Source organism: Natronococcus sp. A-GB7 (genome assembly GCF_029688865.1).
GTDB lineage: Archaea > Halobacteriota > Halobacteria > Halobacteriales > Natrialbaceae > Natronococcus.
This window is the reverse complement of record NZ_JARUKV010000001.1, coordinates 189,632-212,261: the sequence shown is the minus strand read 5'-3', so window position 1 is coordinate 212,261 and position 22,630 is coordinate 189,632. Positions and strand designations below refer to the sequence as shown.

Below are 22,630 nucleotides of genomic sequence, written 5' to 3'. Positions count from 1 at the left end.
CGGCTACTCCGAACCGAATCGCACGTATCGGTGACCGACGACCGCCGCAACCGCGAGTGCGACGACGACCGCGACGGAGAGTTCGAACGGAAGCAACCAGGCGTCGCCGGTATCCTGATCGCTCTCGAAGACGTCGGCGTAGTACGTCGCCGCTTCCGTTCCGTGCAGGGCGAGCAATACCTCGCGGTTGTTTTGCAGCGAGTTTTCGTTCCAGTTCGCGCTGCCGACGACGGCGACCTCGCGGTCGATCACGATCCCTTTCGCGTGGATCTTCTCGAACGCGTCGGTGTCCTCGACGAGTGTTACCTCGAGCGACAGCTCCTCGTCGTCAGCGGTGCGTTCGAGGTCGTCCGCCAGCGTCTCGTGTTCGTCCTCGACGTACCAGCTCGAATCGAGCAGGATTCGGACGTCGACGCCCCGCCGGGCTGCGTCGAGCGTCGCCTCGAGCAGGGAGACGTCGTCGGCGATGCTGGCCTGTTTGATCAGGATCTCGTCGTCGGCATCGTCGAGTAGCTCCAGCAGCCGGGGCTCGGCGTTCTCCGGCGCGAGCAGGAGCTCGGCCTCGTCGATCGACACGGTCTCTGCCCCGTGGTTGGCCGGAAACTCCCGCGGCGGTGCGGCGTCGTCCTCGACGAACGAGGTGTCCTCCCGGAAGCTCGCTCCCGACTTGGCGTCCCAGCCCTCGAAGTCCGCCCGAAAGATCGCGGCCAGTTCGTCGGCGAGCGCGTCGTCCGCGAGACGGACGCCCCAGCCGCGACTCGACTCGCCGCCGACGCCCGCGGGCTTCCAGTTCTCGCTCGTCACGAGAACTGAGTCGTCGGCGACCGCGTACTTCGGGTGGTGAAATCGGTAGCGCGCCCCCTCGCCGCCGACGAACCGAACGTCGACGCCGCCGCGCTCGAGCGTCTCGACGACGGACTCGGTCGCCGCGGGCGTCCCGCCGACGGGTCCCGACTCGAGCAGTACCGCCACGTCGACGCCGCGGTCGGCGGCCGCGACGAGGTCGGCGGCGACGTCCTCGTCGGTGAACGTGTAGCCGGCTACCAGGAGTCGGTCGTCGGCCTCCCGAATCGTCTCCCGCGGGACGTCGGGGCTGTCGGGAAGAACGAACGCGGTCGCCTCGTCGATGTCGACGGTCGACGACGGAAGACAGGTCGCGCCGCGGGGCCACCACTCGCCGCTGCCGGGTGTCTCGTCGCTCGGCTCGCTGCCGTCGATCTCGGCCGTTCGGTACCACCGCTCGGCCGTCGGCGCGCGGTCGTAGCTCACCGCGTCTACCGTTCGGCTCCCGTTTCGAAGCTCGAGGTCGTCCCCGTCGGCGGCGAGTCGCACCGTTCCCTCGAGCTCGCCGACCGAATCGTCGGTCAGTTCGCGGGTCTCTTCGGGATCGCTCGTGAGCGCGATCCGGCCCGACACCGTCTCGTTCGGGAGTTGCGCGGTCGTGTGGCCGTCGGTGAGCGACCAGTTCTCGAGGTCGGTTTCCGGCGGCGTCTCGACGACGAGGTACTCGCCGACGTTTCCGTGTGTCGTCGGGTTCGGATACAGCTCGACGATTCGGGGATCGGCGACCGTTTCGGTAGCGTCAACCGGTTGCGGACAGCGGAGGGCGTCGGCTTCGTCGGCTTCGGCTGTCAACTGCGAACGCTCGGCTGTCGCGCCCGAACCGTCGAGCCCCGACGAGGGAGAGGCGGCGCCGAGGCTCGCCGCGAGCGGGAGCCCGAGGAGAGTACCGAGCAGGGCCGTCGCGCAGAGTACGAGCGCGACTCGCCTGGAGGCCATCGGCTCTCCTGGCCGCGCTTTCGGATATAAACCCGCGGAGAGAAAGAGCGACGATCAGGCAGCCGGCTCGAGGTCGGCGCGTTCGGCCTCGGCCTGGACGAGGTAGGCCCGGTCGTCGGCGTAGTCGGCGACGACCTCGAGTGCGTCCTCCGTGCCGATCTGGTTGAGCGCCCACGCGGCGCTGGCACGGACGCGGTCGGCGTCGTCGTCCTCGAGGACGTCGGAAAGCGGCTGGATCGCCCGCGTGTCGCCGATCAGCCCGAGCGCGCGGGCGGCGTTGCTGCGGACGGCCGGCTCGTCGTTGGTGGCGAGCTCCTCGGCGATCGGCTGGACGGCGTCCTCGGCGCCGATCTCGCCCAGCGCCCTGAACGCGGGCCGCTGGAGCTGGATGTTCGAGTCGACGTAGTCGAGCAGCGTGTCGACGACCTCCTCGTCGTCGGCGCCGATCTTCCCGAGGATGCTCATCGCCTTGGTGTCCCGGCGGTTTGCCTTCTGGATCATCGGCTCGATAGCCTCCTCGCGGCCCATTCGCTCGAGGGCCTCCATGCAGTGGTCCTCCATGAACTCCGATCCCAGGGAGTCGAGCGCGAGCAGGATCAGCTCGACGTTGCCCCGCTTCTCGTGGACCTTCAGGGCGTGCCACTCCGGCGGGAAGTCCTTGACGTGGTCGAGTACGTCGTAAAAGCCCTCTCGACGGAGCTGTTCGCGGACCTTCAGGTCGGTCCACTCGGTGGCCTCCTCGACCCCGTCCTCGAGGACGTCGGTCGCCTCGAGCAGCGCGGCGATCGTCTCGGCGTCCTCGTCGGCGTCGAGATCGGCGTCCTCGACGGCGTCGGTGACGTCCTCGAGCGTCGCCGCGAGCCGTTCGGGAACGCCCTCGTCCTCGTCGGGAACGTCCTCGCGGAGTTCGGCACACTCGGTGGGTTCGAGGTCGTCAGGAACTGAAACGGACGCGCCCAGCAGCTCGTTTGCGTCCGCGACGAACGCCTCGACGGGGTCGATCAGCTCCTCCTCGCCCTCGATCGTCCAGCGGGTGCCGGTGATCGTTCCGGCGACGCCGTTTATCTCGCCGATCACGTCCTCGGCGTAGGGGCCGCGCTGGTCCTCGAGGTCGTCCTCGAGGTCGTCGAGGTCGTCCTCGATCTCGTCGTAGCGGTCCTGGAGCTCCTCTTCGGGGTGGACGACGTCTTCCTCCTCGTCATCGTCGTCCTCGTCTTCCTCGGGCGGGTCGGGAATCTCGAGACCCTCGAGTTCCTCGCGGAACGCCTCGAGCTTCGGCTCGACCTCGTCGAGGTCGTCCTCGGTCTCGGCGGCCTCGAGTTCGGCCTCGAACTCCTCGATCTGGGTCTCGAAGGCCTCGAGCTGGCCGCGGATCGCCTCGAGTTCGTTTGCGTCCTCGTCCAGGTCTTTCTCGTCTTCCTCGTCCGCTGCGCCCTCTTCGTCGTCCGCATCCTCTCCGTCGTCTTCGTCTACTTCGCCCGCTTCGGGCGATTCGGGCTCCTCCTCGGTCTCGTCTTCGTCGGAGTCGGCTCCGTCGTCGGCCCGGTCTTCCGCTTCCTCCTCGGTTTCGGCTTCCTCGTCGGCCGTTTCCCGCTCGTCCGGCTCGTCGGCCGGCTCCTCGTCACCGTTCGCCTCGTCCTCGCTCATGGAACCACCCGGGGACGACACCGACGCGTGACTTCGTTCATACGTACAGGTCGTGTCAGCACGTTCCTAAGCGTTTCCATGCAGGTCGGTTTCGGCCGGGCGGGGTTCGGGGCGCCAGTAGAGCCAGGGACTCAACGTCATGTACGCGATTCCGAGGGTCAACAGGGCGTAGGGAAAGGTTCGGCCGGCGGCCGTCGGCACGAGGATCGCCAGCGCGTGGACGACCCCCATGATGGCGGCGTCTCGAGCGAGCAGGTCGGGGTAGGGGATCCGCGAGACCATCAGGTACGTGAAAGCGGCCGTGATCGCCAGGATGAGCACGGGGGCGTCGGCAGGGTCACCGGCGAGGATGGCAGCACCGATGATCGTCGCAGCCAGCGTCGTCTGGACCCCCTCGGTGTAGCTACCGGTCGTGTCGTAGGCGGTGTACAGTCCCAGGCGAGTGACGGCCATCGCGACGAACAGCGCACAGACCGCGGTGACGACAAGCAACTCGGCGGTGACGGCGTCGAAGCTCAGTCCGAGCCCGTCGCTGACGACGACGAACGCGAGGACGGCCGGGGCGACGGCGAACGAGGCGACGTCGGCCAGCGAGTCGAGGTAGGGTCCCGCCTCGGTCCCGCCGTACCGGCGCGCGAGTAGCCCGTCGAGGCCGTCGGCGATCGCCGCCAGCAGGATGAGCCGCGCCGCGAGTTCGATGTCGACGAACGCGACGACGATCGCGACGAAGCCAAGCGTCGCGTTGGCGATCGTCACCGCGTCCGCGATCCCCAGTCGTCCGACGAACCGCGGAAGCATACTCCTCGATTCGAGCGGCGGCCACCTTACTGTTTTCGTTTCGAGGGGCGGTGAACTAATCTGATCGACGGTCGAATCGAACCCGAGGGGACGCGAGACCGACTCGAGTCCTTCGAGCGGTCGGCGGACGGATCCGAACGTGTTCGACGCCGAACCTCCGGTTCGAGAATCGAACCGGACCCGTTATACCGCGACCGTCCCAACGCTCGCGTATGCACCGGCGCGTCTACCTTGCGGCCGTCGGGACCGCCGCCTCGGCCAGCCTGGCCGGCTGCTCGTCCGTCCTCAGCGTCTTCGATGACGACGACGGACCGTGTGCCGGCGAGGAGTGTGACATCGGGATGAGCCGCAACGAGTTCCTCCCCGAGACCTACACCGCGAGCGTCGGCGAGACCGTCGTCTGGAAGAACACGAGCGGCGCCGACCACACCGTCACCGCTCTCGAGAACCAGATCCCCGAAGATGCCGCGTATTTCGCGAGCGGCGGGTACGAGGACGAGGATACGGCGATCGACGCCTGGCACGAGTACCGGGGTGGACGGCTCGGAACGCGGGACACGTACGAGCATACCTTCGAGGTTCCCGGGACGTACGCCTACATCTGCGAGCCCCACGTCAAGGGCGGAATGATCGGCGAAGTCGTCGTCGAGTAGCCCGCGCGGCGCGGATCTTTTTTTACAGCGGACCGTGGGCCGGATCATGAACGTCCGTCAGGTGATTCCGAGGGACGCGATTCCGAGCATCGACGACCCGACCTTCGGGACCGAACGCGTCGGCGAACCCGACGACGAGGTGGTCGCCGTCGAGGCGTCGACACCGAAGGCGTATCCGGTCCGCGTGCTGGACTATCACGAAATTGTCAACGACGCCGTCGACGGAGACCCGATCGCGGTCACGTGGTGTCCGCTCTGCGGGAGCGCCGTCGTCTACGATCGAACGGTCGACGACCGCGTCCTCGAGTTCGGCGTCAGCGGGAAACTCGTCGACGACGATCTGGTCATGTACGATCGAGAGACCGGTTCCGAGTGGAAGCAGTCGTCTGGTAAGTGTATCGACGGCCCGCTGCGGGGGCGGGAGCTTCGGGTTCGCCCTGCGGGCGTACTCACTTGGAGGGGGTTTCGAGAGCGCTATTCGAACGGAAAGGTGCTTCAGCCCCCAGAGAACGCGGTGAGCGAAGCGGCGAGCGACGGTGACAAGCCGACTCCGATCGAGTACGACGAGGCGCCGTACGCAGCGTACTTCGAGAGCGACGGGTTCGGCCTCGCGGCCCACCGGGGAACGGGCGACGAACGCACCTGGGACTACCCCGAGTTCGGCCCCAAGACCGTCGTTCTCGGACTCGAGATCGGCTCCGAAGCGCGCGGATTCCCTCTCCCGCGGGTGGAATCTGAGGGAGGAGTCGTCCACGAGGCCGTCGGCGGAACCGATACCGTCGTCCTCGCGACCGACGATGGAATTCACGCGTTCGAGAACCCGGGCTTCGAGTTCGACAGGGCCGACAACGGGACGATCCGCGCCGACGGGACCGCGTGGGACCCCGCCACCGGTTCGGCTGCGGACGGTCGACGGCTCGAGCGACTCCCGGCCCGTCGGCTGTTCGCGTTCGCCTGGCGGGACGATCACGGCGTCGACGCGTTCTACGGTCGGCCGTAAAAATCGGGATCGAACGGGTTCGAGCGTCGCGTCAGTCCTCGGCTGCGACGTCTTCTTCCTCGACGTCGACGGAGGTCGCTTCCTCCTCGGCGACTTCCTCGGGGTGGGCCTCGAGGGTCGTCTTCTGGATCTCGACGCGGCGAAGCGGGTAGATCGTCTTGGCCTCGCCGTAGATCGCCGAGGAGAGTCGTCCCTCGACGATGCTGTCGATGAGTTCATCGAAGGTCCGCTCGGCGGCGGCCTCCTCGATCATCTGGACCATCTGCTCGCGGATGGCCTTCTCCTGGCTCGCGTCGGCCTTTTTGGTCGTAAAGGCGACGGGCTGGATCTGGACACGGTAGTCGTCGGTCGTGAGGACGGTGACGTAGGCCTCGACCTTCGAGGCGCCACGGCGGACCAGCGAGCGCAGGTAGTCACGGGTCAGGGCGTGTTCCTGGAACTCCGTGTACGCCGCGTCGCTGCCGACGTCGGTGATCTTGAAGGTCAGTTTCGTGTTGTTCTCGCTGGCGTTGTTCGTCAACTCGCCGAGCGTCGTTTCGATGGTTCGGTCGTAGACTTTCTCCGGTTCGTCGGCGGGGGTCTCACCGAGCTCCTTGCGATCGAACTGCTCGGGCGCGAGGATGGTGTACCACCGCTTTTCCTGTTTCGTTCGTGAAACCGATCGTTCACTCATAGTTGGGTGTTATCTGGGGTGTCGGACACAGTGCCCGTGTCCGTCGGGTGTGCGTGCTGTGCGACCTCGATCGCGACCGCGAGGTTGACGACGTAGTCGTCGACCGTCGACTGCAGCCCCGACGTCGTCTCGCGTTCGATCCGGGTAACGACCGCGTCGTCGCTCGAGGAATCGCCTCCCTCGCCGTCGTCGACCGTCGTCTCCATCTCGTCGGTGTTGTCCGGCGCGATCGCGCGCGCGATCAGCGCCGGATCGTCGTGGGTCGTCCGAATCGTCGCTCGTCGGGTCATCTGAACTCCCTCGTCGTCGCGATGATCGTCGAGTCGTCCGTCTCGGGGTCGTACCGCAGGTAGCCGCGTCGCCGGCCGTCGTCGTACTCGAGCCCGTCGACGTCGCCCTCGAGGGCCCTGGCGATCGCTTCGACTGTCGAGCCGAGTGACTCGTCGGTCCGAGTCGCGAGTGCGGCCTCGCCGTCGCCGACGACCAGCACGGTCGGTTCCGGCGATCGGTAGGCGACGGCGACCTCGGCAACCGTCTCGACGGGGCCGTCCTCGATCTCGAGGACGAACAGGCCGTCGTGTCGGCTGATCGACGCCGAGTCGAGCGCCGCGTGGGCGCGTCGACCGTGGGTTCGCCAGGCCTCGAGTGCGGCCCGGTCGACGCCGTGGCCCATCGCGAGGGCGACGCCGGTCCCGGGTTCGGTCCTGGCCGTCGCCGCCAGCACGTCGGCGTAGCCGCCGACGGTTGCGAACGGTCCCTCGGGCGTCGCGTACGGCTTCAGCGCGCGCCCGACCGATCGGGCGCTTTGCTCGTGTGCGTTCTCGGCGCCGACCGCGTCGAGCGCGACCAGCGAGGCGATCGCACGATGGTCATCGATCTCGAGCGCGTCTGGCTCGGGGAGCTCGAGCCCCGAAAGCGCGTCGCGGACCGCGTCCGGGTTGCCGGACCACGGTGCGCGAACGCGCGTCGAGTGTGCGAGCCCGTCGACTGGATCCGTGGTCGCCAGTGCGACCCCGGGTCCTCGATCGACGAGGCTTCGATCCCGTGCGGTCTCGAGTACCCACTCGCTCTCGCCGGCGCCGGGTTCGCTCCCGGCCGCGACGAGTCCCGCAAGCGCGAGCACGGGGTCGGGCGTCTCGCCCAGCCCGCGAACGAGTTCGACGGCCTCGAGCGTGGCGGCCCTGTCGGCCGCTGCGAGCCGGGTCGCGTCGAGATCGGCGTCGGCGCTACCGACGACGATCGTCGCGTCGTCGGCCTCGGGTTCGTCGGCCGTCGCCCGTTCGGTCCGTTCGGCAACGGTGCGGCCGACGGTTACCTGGAACGGCGTTCCGCGTTCGCGGATCGCCCGCGCGAGCAGCCCGGTCGCCGCGAGCGCGTCGCCGTCGGCGCTCGCCACGAGCCGGACGAAGCCCGCGCTCTCGAGGGGGGCGATCGACGCCTCGGCGGTTCGACCCTCTGTAGACATTCCTTACTCCTCGAGGAGCTCGACTGCCACGTCGTAGGAGTACTGGAAGTCGGCCTCGAGCTCGTCGCCGCGGTAGTAGTTGACCAGGCGACGGACCTTCGACTCGGTGTTTTGCAGGGCGCGCTTGTTCTGGTAGTCCTGGGGGTTCTCCCGGATGTGCTCGCGCAGGCGCACCGCGCGCTGCATCAGGCTGCGCAGGTCCTCGGGGATGTCCGCTTTCGCGTCGTTCTCCTCGAGGATCTCGGTGACCTTCTTTCCGGTCGCCAGCTTGACGTCCGGGACGGGCGTCCCCGTGACGCCCTCGTCGCGCAGCTTGATCCCGATCTGGCTGGGATCGTGACCCTGCTCTGCCAGTTCGACGACGCGGGCTTCGATGTCGTCCGCGTCGACGTCGCTCCACTCCGGCGGTTCGTCTGCCGTCGGCTTGTCCGATCCGGACGAGCCGCGACGGCGGGTGTGCATTCGTGCCATTGGTGAGGATAGGAACCGCACTGACCGCTCGAGTGTTCGGCAGCCGGATCTCCGGCTGCCCGTGCACTTCCGCAATCCCAAGCTGCCCGAAAGGGTGGACAGCGAGTCGGATTTGCGGCCGTGCGCTTCCCACCGTCGCTACCGGGAGCAGCGACTAAAGGGTTGCGTCCTGCCGTCAGCCCTGCCCGACCATCGACTCCTCGTCCTCCCACTCCCGCTCGCGGAGTTCGTACTTCTGGATCTTGCCCGTCGCGGTCTTGGGGAGTTCGTCGACGAACTCGACCTGGTGAACCACCTTGTAGCCCGCGAGCCGCTCGCGGGTGTAGGCCGTCAGATCGTCCTCGGTGACCGGCGGGTTCTCCGGGTCGCCATTGGCGGGGACGACGAACGCCTTCGGCGTCTCACCCCACTTCTCGCTGGGCGCAGGGATGATCGCGACGTCGCCGACGTCGGGGTGGTCGAAGAGGGTGTCCTCGAGTTCGATGCTCGAGATGTTCTCCCCGCCCGAGATGATGATGTCCTTCTTGCGGTCCTGGATCGCCATCAGGCCGTCTTCGTTCACGACTGCCAGATCGCCGGTGTGGAACCAGCCCTCGCGTTTGTCGTCGAACGCCTCTTCGGTCTCCTCGGGTTTCTCCCAGTAGCCGTCCATCACCTGGTTGCCCCGGACGACGATCTCGCCGATCGTTTCGTCGTCCCAGGGGACTTCGTTCCCGTCGTCGTCGACGACCTCGACCTCGGTCGCGAGAGGGGCGATCCCCTGGCGCTTCTTGAGGGCGAAGCGCTCCTCGCTGTCCTCGTCGATCAGTCGCCGGGTCGCGGAGGTACCGATCAGGGGACCGGTCTCGGTCGCGCCGTAGAGCTGGCGGAAGTGCCAGCCGAACTCCGTCTCGACGGTCTCGATGATGCTCTCGGGTGGCGCGGCGCCGGCGGCGGTGACCCGCATCGGCGCGTCACCGGTCGTCGGAACCTTGTTGTCCTCGAGGTACTCCTCGAACAGGGTGAGGACGGTCGGCGCACAACAGAGGAAGGAGACGTCCTCCTCGCGTATCTGCCGGAGGTTCGTCTCGGCGTCGGTCCCGCGTGTACAGACGTGTTTCGCGCCCATCCCCGTGATCGCGTAGATGTGTCCCCAGCCGTTGACGTGGAACATCGGCAGTGTCCAGAGGTAGACGTCGTCGTCGCGGATCTCGTGGTGGATCGTCACCAGCTGGGCGTGTAAGGACTCGGTCCGATGGGTCCGCATGACGCCCTTCGGATCGCCCGTCGTCCCCGAGGTGTAGTTGATCGTGATGACGTCGTCCTCGCTCATCTCGGGGCGGTCGTAGTCAGCGTCGGCCTCGGCGATGACCTCCTCGAAGTCGAGCCACTCGCCGTCACAGTCCTCGAGGGCGTCGGCGTCGGTTGCGATAAACGTCTCCGTCGGCACCTCCTCGCGAACGGCATCGATCTTGTGGGCGTACTCGTAGTCCGCGACGACGGCGTCGACACCGGCATCGTTCAGCATGTACTCGTAGTCCGCGGGCGTCAGCCGGTAGTTCAACGGGGTGTGGATCGCCCCGAGCTGCATTATCCCGTAGGCCGCCTCGAGCTGGTAGTGGGTGTTCGGGTCGAGCACCGCGACCCGATCGCCCTTCTCGATGCCCCGCTCCTGGAGTACCGCGGAAAGGCGGTCAGCGCGGTCACCGAACTCGTCGTAGGTGTAGCGTTCACCTGTCGTCGCGACGACGGCCTCTTCGTCGCCGTAGTACTTCCGTGCGCGGTCGAGAAAGTCGGTTACGAGGAGCGGAACCTCCATATACGAGATCCTTGGATATCGTTCATTATACTCCTTGCGGATGGATCAATCGGTGTCGAGAGCAAAACCGGGGACCGAGCCGAACCAGTTCGGCCTACTGCTGGCCGACGCGGCGCTCGGCGTCGTCCCAGTACTCCTCGCGGAGTTCGTACTTCTGGACCTTCCCCGTCGCCGTTTCCGGGAGATCCTCGACGATCTCGACGCTCGTCGGCTTCTTGTAGCCCGCCAGGCGGTCGGTGACGAACTCGACGATCCCGTCCTCGGTTGGGTCGGCGTCCGCACCGGGGACGATCAGCGCCTTCGGGGTCTCGCCCCACTGCTCGCTGGGGACGGGGATCACCGCGGCCTTCTGGACGGCCGGATGATCGTAGAGGACGTCCTCGAGTTCGATGCTCGAGATGTTCTCCCCGCCGGAGATGATGATGTCCTTCTTTCGGTCCTGGATGGCGACCATCCCGTCCTCGTCGATCGTCGCGAGGTCGCCAGTGTGGAAGTAGCCCTCGAGGCGCTCGGAGAACGCTCGTTCGGTGGCATCGGGTTTGTTCAGGTAGCGATCCATCCCTGGTTACCCCAAACGACGATCTCGCCGATGGTGTCTCCGTCGCGGGGAACGTCCTCGCCGTCCTCGTCGACGACCCTGACGTCCGTACAGAGGGTCTCGGCGCCCTGTTTGACCTTGAGTTCGCGCCCGCGCTGGGCGAGCCGCCGCGGCGAGTTACTGGTCGTGATGATCGGCGCGGTCTCGGTCAGCCCGTAGATGTGGATGATCCGCCAGTCGAACTCGTCCTCGACGGTCTCGATGGTGGTGGTGGCGGGTGCGCTGTCCGCGGTCGCGAGCCGAACGTCGCGGTCGCCCGTCGTCTCCACGTCGTTTGCTTCGTGGTACTGGATCAGCGAGTTCAGCACCGTCGGCGCGCCGCACATGAACGTGACGTCGTACTCCCGAACCCGATCGAAGACGCCCTCGGCGTCGAAGGTGCGCTGGCAGACGTGGGTTCCACCGGTGCCCGTGATCGCGTAGGTGTGGCCTCAGCCGTTGCAGTGGAACATCGGGAGCGTCCAGAGATAGTTGTCGTCGTCGCGGATCTCCATGTGCTGGTTGAGCACGAGGGCGTGCCAGTGTTCGGTGCGGTGGGTGCGGACGACACCCTTCGGGTCGCCCGTAGTGCCGGAGGTGTAGTTGATGCTGGCGTCGTCGTCCTCGCCGATATCGGGGCGGTCGGGTTCGTCGGCGGAGTGGCCCTCGAGGAACGCCTCGTAGTCGGTCCACTCGCCCTCGATCTCGTCGGCCCGGTAGCCGACGAACGTTTCGGCGGGGATCGAGTCCCGGATCGGCTCGACCTTGTCGGCGTAGTCGTAGTCGGCGATCAGGGTGTTCGCGGCACAGTCCCCGAGGATGTACTCGTACTCGCCACTCGTCAGACGGTAGTTCAGCGGGACGAACACCGCGCCCAGCTTGTTCGTCGCGTACAGCGTCTCGATGAAGTAGTGGGTGTTCGGCGCCAACAGAGCCACCCGATCACCCTGCTCGACGCCGCTCTCCTCGAGGGCGTGTGCGAGCCGATTCACTCGCTCGTTCACCTCCGCGTAGGTGTACTCCGTTCCGTCGTGGGCGACGATACCCGTCACGTCGTCGTAGAGGTCGACGGCCCGGTCGAGGAAGTCGGTGGTCCGCATTGCCGTTTTCATGGTTCCCGTTCACATCCAACGGCAGTATCTGCCTAATCATTTATCATGCACACGGATGCCCCCCGGCGATTCGGCGCTCGAGGAGACTGCGACGCGACCGAAAGAGGGGCGTGGCTCGAGATCACGTACCGTGTTCCTCCCCGCCGCTGTCACCCGATATCGAGGGGTTTATACCGATGTGTGCGAAAACAGGGAGTGCAGAGAGGGCTCGTAGATCAGTGGTAGATCATCCCCCTGGCACGGGGAAGGCCCGGGGTTCAAATCCCCGCGAGTCCACTTCCTTCCGTTCGTTTCACTCGCTCCAGCAGCGTCCTCGCCGTCCCTCATAAACCTATAGGAGTCGCTCAGTCCCGGCGGGTTCGTCCCGTCTCCTCCCCGTTCTTGGCCCTCTACTCGTGCGTTCCGTGGTAGAAATCGGCTTTCACGAGGAGAAAAGAGCGTGGAATCGAGCGGCCCCGAGATAGGTGAGCCGAACAGAGCGTCTCGAGCGGGACTCGACGCTTCTGCGTCTTATCGAGCAACAAACTCCGATTGATCGGTTGCTCCGGTTCCTCGCGCTGGTTGCGCATCGTGCCGTCGGGGTCGTACATCGGGAGGACGTGGTTGCTCGGTTTGGACGCGCCCACTCGGGGCAAACTCCGTAGCTTCGATGTGGGTTTTCGGCTCCAAGTTGCTCGGGCTCGAGCCCGACGTTCAGCTCGTGGTTGCCATCGTCCGAGTGGTCGACCGCCGTCGGCTCGCAGTCGAAGCCGATCGTTTACTCGTTCCGTGGATTGCATCGTAGTGGTACTCCTCCGATCCCGCCACGTCCGTGAATCCGAGGGGAACGCCGACGTCGTAGGAGCCTTCTCGTACGGTCTCGAAAAACGGACTCCGAACGCGAACTTGGCCGTCCGGTACCCGTCGAACCCCTCTGTCGGAACGCTGGGGACCGCGTTCGGTCCGCAAACCCTGAGTTGAGAACTGAGCCTCGGAAACGGCGAACGGATACCGATTGACTTTCGACCCAATTCATATTAGAAACTCTGAAACTCATATAATTCCGTAAAATGGGTTTATCGGGTTTCGCAGAAATATCTCTGCTACTGTAGTTCAACTATACATGACTGATGCTCTTCGATCCAGGCGATGGGTGCTACGGGCCACGGGTATAACCATCGGTAGCGGACTCGCAGCGGGGACTGCGGGCGCGGATACCGACGACGAAACCGATCTCGAGGATCTCCCGACGACGTTCGCCGCGGAGCTCACGGCGGGGTCCGTTCCGCGAGACGTCGAGACGGACGCGAGCGGAACCGCCACGTTCGAGATCGATTTCGAGGAGCGAGCCGTCCACTACGTGCTCGACGTCGACTACCTCTGTGATCCGACGGACGCACATATCGGGTACGGAGCCGACGGCGAGACCGGAGAGAGGTTCGTTCAGCTCTACCCCGGTGCCGACGACGAGTCCGCCGAGGGACGGTTCGACGGGACCCTCGCCGAGGGGACCCTCACCGTCGACGAGTTACTCGAGGCGTTCGAGCGACACGATCTCGAGACGGTCGCGGCCAAGCTGGCCGACCGAGAGATCTACGTCGGCGTGGCTACCGAGGCCAATCCGGAGGGCGAGATTCGCGGGCAGATCGTACTCGAGGACGGTTCGTCGGAGGTGTCGGAGACCGACGATTTAGACGACGCAGACACTGCGGAATCCGATACCGAGGAGGAACCCGTCGAAGACGAGGAGGCTGCGGAGTCCGATACCGACGAGGAGGACGCCGACGAACCGATCTATCGGGCACCCGCGGATCCCGACGACGCGGCGGACGACGAGGACGCGGACTGACTCCTTTCGTATCTGAGAACGGACGAGCCTCTCGAGTCGAGTAAATTGCGCTCTCGGGGGAAACCGATCGTAGAGATCCGAGTTACGACGTCCCGAAATCAGATGACCACGCCGCCGAACTACCGAGGAGGACGACGATGACGCCGAGAAACGCGGCGGTGCAACCGACAGCGCGAAGACTTTTCCAACGACGGTGACGTCGAGTACGACGACACGGGCGACTGCTACCCATCGCTGACCTTCCGGTCGCGGTCGTCACACGCTTCTACGGTCTCGAGACCGACCGGGGAGACGCCGCTCCGTGGTGACTCGCACTCGAGTCCGATATCCACCGATCGATCCGTCCGTACTGCGAGACGAGTCTCCCTTCGGTACTCGACTCCGTCTCGAGCCGGTTCGATCCGCGGATCCGCGGTGTACGTCCAACCTACTGCCGATCGAACGGGAATCTCACCGATAGATTCCGCTCTATGACAGTACTACACGTCAGTAGAAAGGGGGAGGAAGGTCGTCGGGAGCTACAGTTCGGGCTTCGAAAAGGGTGTTCTCCGCATGACGGTCGCGTTACCTGTGCCCACGACGATCTCGGCGGTACACGAGAACTGTCCCGAACGTGTACAGTATCGCGGTTCGGATGGTTCGGTGCGACAAACGGGTTCCGATCGGTACGTAAGCTTCATCTAGACATCTCGGCGATAGCGCTGTCTCGAGCGGAATCGAGTAGCCTGCAGATACTTACTATCCGGTCTCTGGATAGCTGTTCCCGTGCACCCGGTGCGTGACGGCGCCGTACTGGCCGCTTCGGGTGTGCAGAGCTACCAATGGTAAACATCTCAAAACGTGCGATTGCGCTCGTGATGGCGCTGATGATGGCGGTGGCCATCGTCAGCGGCGCCGGCGTGATTGCGACCGATGACGATCACGATGAGGAGAAAGTCGACGATGGTGTCGACAAAGAGGAGGTAGAGAAAGCCGACGACAAAGCTGAGGAGGAGGCTGACGAGAAGGCCGACGACAAGGCTGACGACGTCGACGAGAAAGCCGACGAGAAGGCTGACGACGTCGACGAGAAGGCCGACGACAAAGCTGACGACAAGCACGACGACGTCAACGACAAGGTCGACGACAAGGCTGACGAGAAGGTCGACGACAAGGCTGACGAGAAGGCCGACGAGAAGCACGACGACGTCAACGACAAGGCCGACGAGAAGGCTGACGACAAGGCTGACGAGAAGGCCGACGAGAAGGTTGACGACAAGGCTGACGAGAAGGCCGACGAGAAGGTTGACGACAAGGCTGACGACAAGCACGACGACGTCAACGACAAGGCCGACGAGAAGGTTGACGACAAGGCCGACGACAAGCACGACGACGTCAACGACAAGGTCGACGACAAGGCTGACGACAAGCACGACGACGTCAACGACAAGGTCGACGACAAGGCTGACGACAAGCACGACGACGTCAACGACAAGGCTGACGACAAGCACGACGACGTCAACGACAAGGCTGACGACAAGCACGACGACTACGCCGACAAGAACGACGACAAGCACGACGACTACGCCGACAAGAACGACGACAAGCACGACGACTACGCCGACAAGAACGACGACGTGAAGAAAAGCTACTGCTAACCGCTGGTAGCAATCTCGATACCGCCGTTATTCTTTGGTGAGATTCGTTCCACGAGAGACGTCTCGAGCAACGGACCGGCCTTCGCTCACTGCTTCGCTATCGACGAGGCAGATCGGGTCGCGAAACGGTCCGTCCGATCCCGAGTTCGTGAGCGTTCACTCGTCGACAGCGGTCGTCGGGTCCGGATACGCCTCGAGGTCGGTGACCGTTTCCTCGAGGCACTCCTCGTCGGTTTCGTAGTAGTGGCGGCGCTGAATCCACTCGAGCCGTCGATCGTACCTGATTTCGACTCGTTCCCAGATGTCCCCGTCGCCGTCGGGGGCCGAGCGAATCGAGACGGTCTCGAACGCCCGAAGTTCGTAGTCGCCGTCGGCGTACCCCGTCAGCTCGAGGGTCGTTCGGGCGGGCTCGAACTCGGAAGCGGCATGCTCGAGCAGTCGGTCAGCTAACGGGTCGAGGTCGGCGAGACGTGGCAGTTCGGGTTCGGAGTCGGTCATCAGTGACAGGCCGCAAAAAATCGTCGACCGCGAACGGTCCGATCGTCGGCCTCAGTCGTCGCTCGGTGCCGCACCGGCGCTGTCGCCGGCACTGACGCCGGTACCGGGGCCGATATCGATCTCGAGTGCCTCGAGTTTCTCGTCCGGGACGACGCCGTCGACCCAGCCGCGGTGCTCGTAGTACTCCTCTTTCATCTCCTCGAGCTCGCAGTACTCGCCCTCGCTTGCGCCCTGGCCGGGCGTACCGCCCTCCTCGAGGAAGACCTCCGGCAGGGAGTCGTCGTCACCGTCGAAGCCGACGAGGTTGTTGTAGTAGCGCTCCAAGTTGTAGATGCGCTCGCCGGTTTCCATCAGTTCGTCCTCGGTGACGTCGAAACCGGTCATCCCGTTGTACTGGTCGACGTACTCCTCGATTCCCTCGGCGAAGGCGTTGAACTTGCAGATGTCGAACGAGTCGGAGATGGCGTGCAGGTCCTGGAACTCGGCGGTGAGTTCGCCCTTGCCCTCGTACTCGTAGGGGTCGACCTTCTCGGGAATCCCCAGAATCTCGGCGGCGGGGGTGTAGCCACGCAGGTGGCAGGCGCCGCGGTTCGAGGTGGCGTAGCCGATCCCCATCCCCTTCATGCAGCGGGGGTCGTAGGCCGCGATCGCCTGGCCCTTGACGTCGAGGCGGCAGCCGTGAGCGTCGACGGCGTCGGCGAACCGCTCCTGGCCCTCCGCGAGCAGGTCCGGAAGCTCGCCGTCGCGGTTGGCGATGCGCTCGATCATCTCGATCATCTCGTCGGCGTCGCCCCACTCCATTCCCTCGTCGACGTCGTCGAGCTTGCCCTCTTCGGTGGCGTCCATCGCCATCGCCATGATGTTGCCCGCCTCGATCGTGTCGATCCCCATGTCGTTACAGCGATCGATCATCACCGCGATCTTGTCGCGGTCGTCGTTCAGCGAGTTCGTGCCGAGCGCCCAGGCGGACTCGTACTCGAACGACTCCATCCGGACGTTCATCTCCTCGCCCTTGTGCATCACGTCGACCTCGACTTCCTTCTTGCAGGCGACGGGACAGGAGTGACAGGTCGGCTCGTCGACGAGGATGTTCTCGCGGACGTTCTCGCCGCTGATCCGCTCGGCGTCGAGAACGTTCTCGCCGCCCTGTTCGGCGTCGTTGTAGGAGATCGCCGAGGTGTACCGACCGTTCTTGGTCGGGTGGCCGTCCATCTCCTCGGTGATGTTCATCAGGACGTTGGTGCCGTACATCGAGAGTCCGCCCTCGTTGGGCGCGGTGACGTCGGACTCGGTGATCGCCTGCATCGCCTGCTGGTGACCCTCCTTGAACGTCTCCGGGTCGGCAGGCTGGGGCATCTTCGTGTTGGACTTGATGACGACGGCCTTGAGGTTCTTCGAGCCGGCGACGCAGCCGGTGCCGCCCCGTCCCGAGGCCCGGTCGTCCTCGTTCATGATGCAGGCGTACCGGACCTGGTTCTCGCCGCCGTCGCCGATCGCCATGATCGAGAGGTTCTTGCCGTACTGGCCGTCGACCTCCTCCTCGATCGTGTCACGGGTCTCGTGGACGCCCTTCCCCCAGAGGTGGGAGGCGTCGCGAAGTTCGACCTCGCCGTCCTCGACGTAGGCGTAGACCGGTTCGTCGGCCTCACCCTCGAACAGCAGGCCGTCGAACCCGGCCCACTTCAGTCGGGCGCCCGACCAGCCGCCGTGGTGGCTGTCGGTGACCGTCCCGGTTAGCGGCGACTTCGTACAGATGGCGATCCGACCGCTCATCGTCACCTGCGTCCCCGACAGCGGGCCGTTCATGAACGCCAGCAGGTTGTCCGGTCCGAGCGGATCGACGTCCGCTCCCTGTTCGAAAACGTACTTTACCCCCAGTCCGCGCGCGCCGATATACTTCCGTGCGTCCTCCTCGTCGATACCTTCGTAGTTTACCTCGCCCTCGCTGAGGTCGATGCGCGCGACGTTGTCTTGGAATCCGCCGATATCGGTCATTGTAACGTATGATCAGTACATTCGTTCCGGGGCTTGTTAGGTGTTGCCGTATAGAGGTAACCGGTAGCGGTTACAACAGTCGGCCGTCGGTCGAATCGCTCCGGTCGCGATCGATCCCGGCCACGGGGGTAGAAATCTCGCCCGAAGACCGTTTCGAACGATTCGAGCACCGGGCGGCGCACTCGAGCGGAAGGCGCGAGGAGACGTCTCTGGTAATCACTCGTCTCGAACACGATCCGAACTCCGACTACTCGTTGAGGTGAGAGCGGTATCCCTTCGGCTCGAACCCGCGCCGGCAGATCACGCGCTTCTGTCCCACCGTGATCGCGCTGACCTGGTCCTCGTCCTCCATTCGTTCGACGACCTCGCGCAGGTGTTCTTCCGACCAGTCGGTCTCCTCGAGGACCGTCGATTCGTCGACGCGCCCGCCGCGTTTGACGAGCAGGCGCAACACCTTGTCGTCGTCGGGGAGCTGGCGATCGTCCGTGCCGTACTCGATCTGTTCGGCGTAGCTCAGTGTTTCGTTTCGTTGCTCTTCGGTCGACCCCGTCTCCGGTTCCGTCCCGGAGTCGGCGTCGTCGGCGCCGGCTGACTCGTTCGACCAGAGCGACGAGAGCCGGGTCCAGAGTGTGTTAAATACCATCTGTTGATCTCCTCCGCTGCGAGTATCGCTGCTTGAACGTCGGTCTACCTTGCACTTGTGTTCGGTCCGTTATATACTTGGTCTGCTGTCGAGTTCGGTTTGTGCTCATGCGATCACGGCCGAATAGCGACGGCCTTGCGAGGCGCAAGTCGACCGAACCGGTTCGCGAGGACGACGGGGTCCGTCGGCGTCGACGTTGCGACAGTGGTCCCAGAGGGTTCTGTCCCGGTACGAGCGCCAGTATCGGTTCCCGAGCGCGTCGTACGAACAGGAGGACGGCGGAGACAGAAACAGTTCCGGATCGCGCCGAGTTTACCTGCTGGCCGCGGTGACCGTCTCGAGGTAGGTTTCGGCCAGCGCCTCGAGCGCCTCGTGGTGGTTCGTCGAGTGCGGTGCCGTCAGCGGCGAGACGCTGATCCGGCCCTCGGCGACGGCCCGGCGATCCGTCCCCTCAGGATCGGGGATCGTCTCGGGGTCCATCGACTCCCAGACCCGGTCGGTGAGGTGGATGGCATCACCGTTTCGCTCGGCGTCCATCTCGTAGCGCTTCGACGGATGGGTGATCTCGATCGGTGCGGGATCGGTGTCCGGCAGGGGAACGTTGACGTTCAGATACGCCGCATGCTCGAAGACCCCCGAGTCGAGGGCATGTTCGGTGAGATAAGAGGTAACGCGGGTCGCCTCCGCGAAATCCGCGGGCTCGAGCTCGATTTCGTCGAACGAGATGTCGCCCAGCGGAACGTACAGCGAGGTCGCGATCGCCGGCACGTCGAAGAACGCGGCCTCGACGGCCGCGCTGATCGTTCCCGATCGTCCGAGGACGTACTCGCCGAGGTTCGCCCCCTCGTTACAGCCGGCGACGACGAGATCCGGCTTGGGGCCGAGTTCGGCCAGGCCGGCGACGACGCAGTCGGCCGGCGTCCCCTCGACGGCGTAGCCGAGTTCGTGCTCCCGGACGTCGACTGCGTGGGAGATCGATCGGCCGCAGGCGCTCTGGTCGTTCGCGGGCGCTACGACGGTAACGTTCGCGTGCTCGGCGAGGGCGTCGTGGAGGGCTCTGATTCCCGTGCTGTCGATCCCGTCGTCGTTCGTCAACAGGATCTCGAGAGTGTCGCTCATATCGAGGTTCTCGGACGGGGGCGCGAAAAGGGCTCCGGAAGGGGCGACCTACCCGATCCGGTCGACGATCGTCTCCTCGTCGACGACCAGGTTGTAGGCCTCCTCGTCGTCGTTCCAGAGGACCAGGATCCCCTCGAAGGTGAGCACCTCGCCGTAGTCGGCCTCGACCAGCGGCCGGTTGAGCGAGCTCTCCCGGGTGAGCACGGCGTAGTGATCGACGGTCTCGCTGCCGTCGCTGATCTTGAACAGCGGGTTCGCGTCCTCGGCCGAAAGCGAGCGACTGAGCTTCGCCGCGGCGAGGTCGACCCGGTTCGTGACGTGGCGCTCCGTCTCGGCCATCTTCGCCCGGTCGCTGGTCGCGAGGTCGATCTCGATCCGGCGTGTCCCATCCAGACGGAGCAGCGAGTAGGAGAACTGGACATCGACGTTGACGAACTCGCCGGGGGCGTGGTCGGCGTCGTCCTCCGGCGTCGCCTCGTCGAGCCTGCGCTGGAACGACGGCACCGCCAGATCGGGGCGGGCATCGAACGACCAGCCCCGATCGGTCGGCGTCGCCCCGGGCCAGAGCCGAACCGTCGGCCCGTAGACGGTGACCTCGCGGGCGGAGCCGTCGTCAGCGCTCGAGGGGACGACCGTCGTCCCTTCGAGGTCGCGCTCGAGTTCGCGGAGCTCGATGCTCGTGTTCCTGTCTGCGGGCGCCATCCCGAGGAACGTGCCGTCGGGTGCGAGCGACTCGAGCGCCGAACGGGCGACCGCCTCGGCGTCCGCGAGCTCGCTCAGGACGTTGCAGGCGAACACGAGGTCGAACCCCTCGCCGTCGCCGATCGAATCGAGGTCGACGTCCTCGACGGGGTCGCGGTGGATCGTCGAGTGGACGTTCCGGCCCGTCTCCTCGAGCAGCCCCTCGAGGACGTCGGCGGCCGCGCTGGGCTCGATCGCGTGGTACTCGAGGACGGCGTCGTCGGGAAGGTAGTCACAGAGCCCGAGGGCGGGGCCGCCGACGCCGGCCCCGATATCGAGGACCCGAAGCTCCCGGTTTAGCAGCCCTCGCTCGGCCAGATCGTCGAGCGCGTACTGTACCGCCGCGTAGTAGCCGGGCAGGTGGTAGATCGCGTAGCCCGCAGCGACGTCGTCGTCGTACTCGACGGGTCGGCCCTCGAGGTAGCGGGATTTGAACCGGCGGATCGTCGACCGCAGGAGCTGTCCCGTTCCGTCGCGATGCCAGTCGACGCCGTAGCGGTCGACGAGCAGGTCCTCGAGTCGCTCCCCGTAGCGGTCGGGAAAGCGCTCGACGGGGCCGCGACGCGGGCTTACGGGCTCGTCTCCGACCGGAACGAAGGTGCCGTCCTCGCGCTCGAGCAGGCCCAGCGAGACGGCGTCCTCCCGGAGGTGCTGGCGGACGACCGCCGGATGGGGGCTGCCCTCGACGTAGTCGCAGATCTCCTCTGGATCGATCGGCCGGACGTTTCGCAGGTACTTCGCGTTCGAACGGATCGCCTCTCGTTGGTCGGTCATTCGTGATCACCCTCCTCGCGTAGCTTCCGTGCCGCCGCCGCGTACAGATCCTCGAACTCGTCGTGGTCGGCGTCGGCGAGCGCTCGAGCGGCGTCGGCGACCGCGTCGGCGCCGTCGAAGGTTTCCTGGATGTCGGCGTAGACTCGAGGCGTTCCCTCGGTTACCCGCGCCGCGAGCGCTCGCAGTTCCTCGTAGACCGGCGTCTCGAACCCGTCGGGCACGTCTCTGGCCGCCAGCGCGAACGCGAGAACGGCGGCGTGGGTCGCCGACTGAACCGTCTCCATCGCCTCGTCGTGCTCTTCGGGCGTCGTCTCGACGAGATCGTTGCCCCGGTCCTCGAGGGCCTCGAACATCGCCGCGGTCGTCGGTCCCGCGTTCTCGCGGACGACCGCGATCGAGCCCGGCGCCCGTTCGGGCGCAAAGAGCGGGTGAAGGCTCGCACGCTCGAGATCGGGTGCGTGGCGAGCCATCGCCGCGAGCGGGTCGGCCATCGCCCCCGAGACGTCGACTATCGCATCGCTCGCTCGCGAGGCGTGAGCGGCGATCGCCTCGTCGGCGTAGGAGAGGGGCACCGCGATACAGACGACGTCGTAGATATCCCCGTCCTCGAGGGGGACGGCCTCGCCCCCGACGGCGTCCGCGGCCGCGACGGCGGTCGCCGGATCGACGTCGGCGAAGGCGACGTCGGCGTCGACGGCGCCGCCGAACCACGTCCCCATGGCCCCCGCGCCGACGATCAGTACGTCCATTGGGGTACCGTACCCGACGGCGTCGCAAAAGGCGTTCGATCGCCCGTCCGATCCCGCAAGCACGAGGGCTATCCATGCGAGTCGAGAACCTCGACGTATCCGATGACCGAGGACTCACAGTTGCCCCTCGAGCGCAGAGACGCGATGAAACTCTCCGGCCTGGCTGCGGTCGGCTCGCTGGCCGCGCTGGCCGGCTGTAGCGACGACGACGGCGAGGACGACGACCAGATCGACCACCCGGACGAGGCGAACGACTCCAACGGCGGCGGCGGGAGCCCGATCGACGAGGAGAACGAGACCGGTGGCAGCCCCGACGAACGGGACGACGAGAACGAGAGTTGACGGTCGCCGTCGACGGTCGCGCTCAGCCGCCTCGAGGACCGCTCAGCAAAGTACAAATACCGTCTGCGAGAGACGGCACGGATCGTATCCGCACCGGTAGTCCACTGGCGATATGGTCGATATCGGAAATCCGTTCGGCGTGGACCTGGCGACAACGATCTTCGGCGCGGGACTCTCGCTGGTCGTCTCTGCCGGAGCGATGACCTACGAGGACCAGATCACCGGCTGGACGTCTGCCGAGATGATCGGTGCTACGGGCCTCGGGCTCGTCGCGGTCGGTGCGTTGCTGGGAATCGTGCTGGTGCTCGCCGGGCTTCGATAGCTTCGGCTG

20 protein-coding genes, 1 tRNA gene, 1 pseudogene and 1 CRISPR repeat array are annotated in these 22,630 nt (G+C 65.7%); of the genes and pseudogenes, 6 read left to right on the top strand and 16 right to left on the bottom strand.

Features of this window, described 5'->3' with window-relative positions; all coding sequences use genetic code 11:
- Nucleotides 1-3: 3 nt before the first annotated feature.
- The 3 genes from QA609_RS01115 to QA609_RS01105 all read right to left on the bottom strand — a co-directional run bounded on the left by QA609_RS01115 (nucleotide 4) and on the right by QA609_RS01105 (nucleotide 4,224).
- Nucleotides 4-1,779, bottom strand: coding sequence for a phospholipase D-like domain-containing protein (locus tag QA609_RS01115; protein WP_278300736.1), 1,776 nt, complete (start codon nucleotides 1,777-1,779; stop codon nucleotides 4-6).
- A 54-nt stretch (nucleotides 1,780-1,833) separates the two neighbouring features.
- On the bottom strand, nucleotides 1,834-3,426 hold the full coding sequence (locus QA609_RS01110; protein ID WP_278300735.1) for a HEAT repeat domain-containing protein: 1,593 nt from the start codon (nucleotides 3,424-3,426) through the stop codon (nucleotides 1,834-1,836).
- Nucleotides 3,427-3,492: 66 nt separating this feature from the next.
- On the bottom strand, nucleotides 3,493-4,224 hold the full coding sequence (locus QA609_RS01105; RefSeq protein ID WP_278300734.1) for a protein sorting system archaetidylserine synthase: 732 nt from the start codon (nucleotides 4,222-4,224) through the stop codon (nucleotides 3,493-3,495).
- Nucleotides 4,225-4,436: 212 nt separating this feature from the next.
- Between QA609_RS01105 and QA609_RS01100 the strand changes: the two genes are divergently transcribed.
- Nucleotides 4,437-4,877, top strand: a complete 441-nt coding sequence (locus tag QA609_RS01100) for a plastocyanin/azurin family copper-binding protein (protein ID WP_278300733.1) — start codon at nucleotides 4,437-4,439, stop codon at nucleotides 4,875-4,877.
- Between the two features lie 46 nt (nucleotides 4,878-4,923).
- Nucleotides 4,924-5,877 carry a DUF3179 domain-containing protein gene (locus QA609_RS01095; protein ID WP_278300732.1) on the top strand — a complete coding sequence of 318 codons (954 nt, stop codon included), beginning with the start codon at nucleotides 4,924-4,926 and terminating at the stop codon, nucleotides 5,875-5,877.
- Nucleotides 5,878-5,908: 31 nt separating this feature from the next.
- On the opposite strand, the gene QA609_RS01090 is transcribed toward QA609_RS01095, so the two are convergent.
- The 6 genes and pseudogenes from QA609_RS01090 to QA609_RS01065 all read right to left on the bottom strand — a co-directional run bounded on the left by QA609_RS01090 (nucleotide 5,909) and on the right by QA609_RS01065 (nucleotide 11,973).
- Nucleotides 5,909-6,550: a 30S ribosomal protein S3ae gene (locus QA609_RS01090; RefSeq protein ID WP_278300731.1), complete on the bottom strand. Its 642-nt coding sequence runs from the start codon at nucleotides 6,548-6,550 to the stop codon at nucleotides 5,909-5,911.
- Nucleotides 6,547-6,840 (bottom strand): KEOPS complex subunit Pcc1, encoded by a 294-nt coding sequence (locus QA609_RS01085; RefSeq protein ID WP_278300730.1) that lies wholly within the window; start codon nucleotides 6,838-6,840, stop codon nucleotides 6,547-6,549. The genes QA609_RS01090 and QA609_RS01085 overlap by 4 nt, the downstream gene beginning before the upstream one ends.
- Nucleotides 6,837-8,015: an exonuclease gene (locus QA609_RS01080; protein ID WP_278300729.1), complete on the bottom strand. Its 1,179-nt coding sequence runs from the start codon at nucleotides 8,013-8,015 to the stop codon at nucleotides 6,837-6,839. The genes QA609_RS01085 and QA609_RS01080 overlap by 4 nt, the downstream gene beginning before the upstream one ends.
- 3 nt (nucleotides 8,016-8,018) lie before the next feature.
- Nucleotides 8,019-8,486, bottom strand: a complete 468-nt coding sequence (locus QA609_RS01075; RefSeq protein WP_278300728.1) for a 30S ribosomal protein S15 — start codon at nucleotides 8,484-8,486, stop codon at nucleotides 8,019-8,021.
- Nucleotides 8,487-8,661: 175 nt separating this feature from the next.
- Entirely contained in the window at nucleotides 8,662-10,284 is a 1,623-nt protein-coding gene (locus QA609_RS01070) for a long-chain-fatty-acid--CoA ligase (protein ID WP_278300727.1), read from the bottom strand.
- A gap of 94 nt (nucleotides 10,285-10,378) precedes the next feature.
- A pseudogene (locus QA609_RS01065) lies at nucleotides 10,379-11,973 on the bottom strand (long-chain-fatty-acid--CoA ligase).
- Nucleotides 11,974-12,177: 204 nt separating this feature from the next.
- Here QA609_RS01065 and QA609_RS01060 point away from each other — a divergent pair.
- Together QA609_RS01060 and QA609_RS01055 are read left to right on the top strand one after the other, a co-directional pair.
- Nucleotides 12,178-12,249, top strand: a tRNA-Ala gene (locus QA609_RS01060).
- Nucleotides 12,250-13,075: 826 nt separating this feature from the next.
- The gene (locus tag QA609_RS01055) at nucleotides 13,076-13,801 is read left to right on the top strand and encodes a CHRD domain-containing protein (protein ID WP_278300726.1); all 726 of its coding nucleotides are present in this window, start codon (nucleotides 13,076-13,078) and stop codon (nucleotides 13,799-13,801) included.
- Between the two features lie 833 nt (nucleotides 13,802-14,634).
- Here the strand turns inward: QA609_RS01055 and QA609_RS01050 are convergent.
- The 7 genes from QA609_RS01050 to QA609_RS01020 form a co-directional block, all read right to left on the bottom strand.
- On the bottom strand, nucleotides 14,635-14,982 hold the full coding sequence (locus tag QA609_RS01050) for a hypothetical protein (RefSeq protein WP_278300725.1): 348 nt from the start codon (nucleotides 14,980-14,982) through the stop codon (nucleotides 14,635-14,637).
- Nucleotides 14,983-15,101: 119 nt separating this feature from the next.
- Nucleotides 15,102-15,373: a CRISPR direct-repeat array (repeat unit 26 nt; unit sequence CGACAAGCACGACGACGTCAACGACA).
- A gap of 221 nt (nucleotides 15,374-15,594) precedes the next feature.
- Nucleotides 15,595-15,936: a hypothetical protein gene (locus QA609_RS01045; protein WP_278300724.1), complete on the bottom strand. Its 342-nt coding sequence runs from the start codon at nucleotides 15,934-15,936 to the stop codon at nucleotides 15,595-15,597.
- A gap of 51 nt (nucleotides 15,937-15,987) precedes the next feature.
- Nucleotides 15,988-17,931, bottom strand: coding sequence for an aldehyde ferredoxin oxidoreductase family protein (locus QA609_RS01040; protein WP_278300723.1), 1,944 nt, complete (start codon nucleotides 17,929-17,931; stop codon nucleotides 15,988-15,990).
- A 247-nt stretch (nucleotides 17,932-18,178) separates the two neighbouring features.
- Nucleotides 18,179-18,574 (bottom strand): hypothetical protein, encoded by a 396-nt coding sequence (locus tag QA609_RS01035; protein ID WP_278300722.1) that lies wholly within the window; start codon nucleotides 18,572-18,574, stop codon nucleotides 18,179-18,181.
- A gap of 312 nt (nucleotides 18,575-18,886) precedes the next feature.
- Nucleotides 18,887-19,693 (bottom strand): 5'/3'-nucleotidase SurE, encoded by an 807-nt coding sequence (gene surE / locus QA609_RS01030; protein WP_278300721.1) that lies wholly within the window; start codon nucleotides 19,691-19,693, stop codon nucleotides 18,887-18,889.
- Nucleotides 19,694-19,741: 48 nt separating this feature from the next.
- A complete protein-coding gene (locus QA609_RS01025; protein ID WP_278300720.1) occupies nucleotides 19,742-21,208 on the bottom strand; it encodes a class I SAM-dependent methyltransferase in 1,467 nt (488 codons plus the stop codon).
- Complete coding sequence (locus QA609_RS01020; RefSeq protein ID WP_278300719.1) at nucleotides 21,205-21,957, bottom strand: prephenate dehydrogenase/arogenate dehydrogenase family protein; 753 nt, start codon at nucleotides 21,955-21,957, stop codon at nucleotides 21,205-21,207. The genes QA609_RS01025 and QA609_RS01020 overlap by 4 nt, the downstream gene beginning before the upstream one ends.
- 102 nt (nucleotides 21,958-22,059) lie before the next feature.
- Here QA609_RS01020 and QA609_RS01015 point away from each other — a divergent pair, with 102 nt between their 5' ends.
- Nucleotides 22,060-22,299 carry a hypothetical protein gene (locus QA609_RS01015; protein WP_278300718.1) on the top strand — a complete coding sequence of 80 codons (240 nt, stop codon included), beginning with the start codon at nucleotides 22,060-22,062 and terminating at the stop codon, nucleotides 22,297-22,299.
- A gap of 112 nt (nucleotides 22,300-22,411) precedes the next feature.
- Complete coding sequence (locus QA609_RS01010; RefSeq protein WP_278300717.1) at nucleotides 22,412-22,621, top strand: hypothetical protein; 210 nt, start codon at nucleotides 22,412-22,414, stop codon at nucleotides 22,619-22,621.
- The last annotated feature ends 9 nt before the right edge of the window (nucleotides 22,622-22,630 follow it).

Coding starts and splice junctions, on each gene's coding strand:
- QA609_RS01115 (WP_278300736.1), bottom strand. CDS start 1,779: ATGGCCTCCAGGCGAGTCGCGCTCGTACTCTGCGCGACGGCCCTGCTC.
- QA609_RS01110 (WP_278300735.1), bottom strand. CDS start 3,426: ATGAGCGAGGACGAGGCGAACGGTGACGAGGAGCCGGCCGACGAGCCG.
- QA609_RS01105 (WP_278300734.1), bottom strand. CDS start 4,224: ATGCTTCCGCGGTTCGTCGGACGACTGGGGATCGCGGACGCGGTGACG.
- QA609_RS01100 (WP_278300733.1), top strand. CDS start 4,437: ATGCACCGGCGCGTCTACCTTGCGGCCGTCGGGACCGCCGCCTCGGCC.
- QA609_RS01095 (WP_278300732.1), top strand. CDS start 4,924: ATGAACGTCCGTCAGGTGATTCCGAGGGACGCGATTCCGAGCATCGAC.
- QA609_RS01090 (WP_278300731.1), bottom strand. CDS start 6,550: ATGAGTGAACGATCGGTTTCACGAACGAAACAGGAAAAGCGGTGGTAC.
- QA609_RS01085 (WP_278300730.1), bottom strand. CDS start 6,840: ATGACCCGACGAGCGACGATTCGGACGACCCACGACGATCCGGCGCTG.
- QA609_RS01080 (WP_278300729.1), bottom strand. CDS start 8,015: ATGTCTACAGAGGGTCGAACCGCCGAGGCGTCGATCGCCCCCCTCGAG.
- QA609_RS01075 (WP_278300728.1), bottom strand. CDS start 8,486: ATGGCACGAATGCACACCCGCCGTCGCGGCTCGTCCGGATCGGACAAG.
- QA609_RS01070 (WP_278300727.1), bottom strand. CDS start 10,284: ATGGAGGTTCCGCTCCTCGTAACCGACTTTCTCGACCGCGCACGGAAG.
- QA609_RS01055 (WP_278300726.1), top strand. CDS start 13,076: ATGACTGATGCTCTTCGATCCAGGCGATGGGTGCTACGGGCCACGGGT.
- QA609_RS01045 (WP_278300724.1), bottom strand. CDS start 15,936: ATGACCGACTCCGAACCCGAACTGCCACGTCTCGCCGACCTCGACCCG.
- QA609_RS01040 (WP_278300723.1), bottom strand. CDS start 17,931: ATGACCGATATCGGCGGATTCCAAGACAACGTCGCGCGCATCGACCTC.
- QA609_RS01035 (WP_278300722.1), bottom strand. CDS start 18,574: ATGGTATTTAACACACTCTGGACCCGGCTCTCGTCGCTCTGGTCGAAC.
- surE (WP_278300721.1), bottom strand. CDS start 19,693: ATGAGCGACACTCTCGAGATCCTGTTGACGAACGACGACGGGATCGAC.
- QA609_RS01025 (WP_278300720.1), bottom strand. CDS start 21,208: ATGACCGACCAACGAGAGGCGATCCGTTCGAACGCGAAGTACCTGCGA.
- QA609_RS01020 (WP_278300719.1), bottom strand. CDS start 21,957: ATGGACGTACTGATCGTCGGCGCGGGGGCCATGGGGACGTGGTTCGGC.
- QA609_RS01015 (WP_278300718.1), top strand. CDS start 22,060: ATGACCGAGGACTCACAGTTGCCCCTCGAGCGCAGAGACGCGATGAAA.
- QA609_RS01010 (WP_278300717.1), top strand. CDS start 22,412: ATGGTCGATATCGGAAATCCGTTCGGCGTGGACCTGGCGACAACGATC.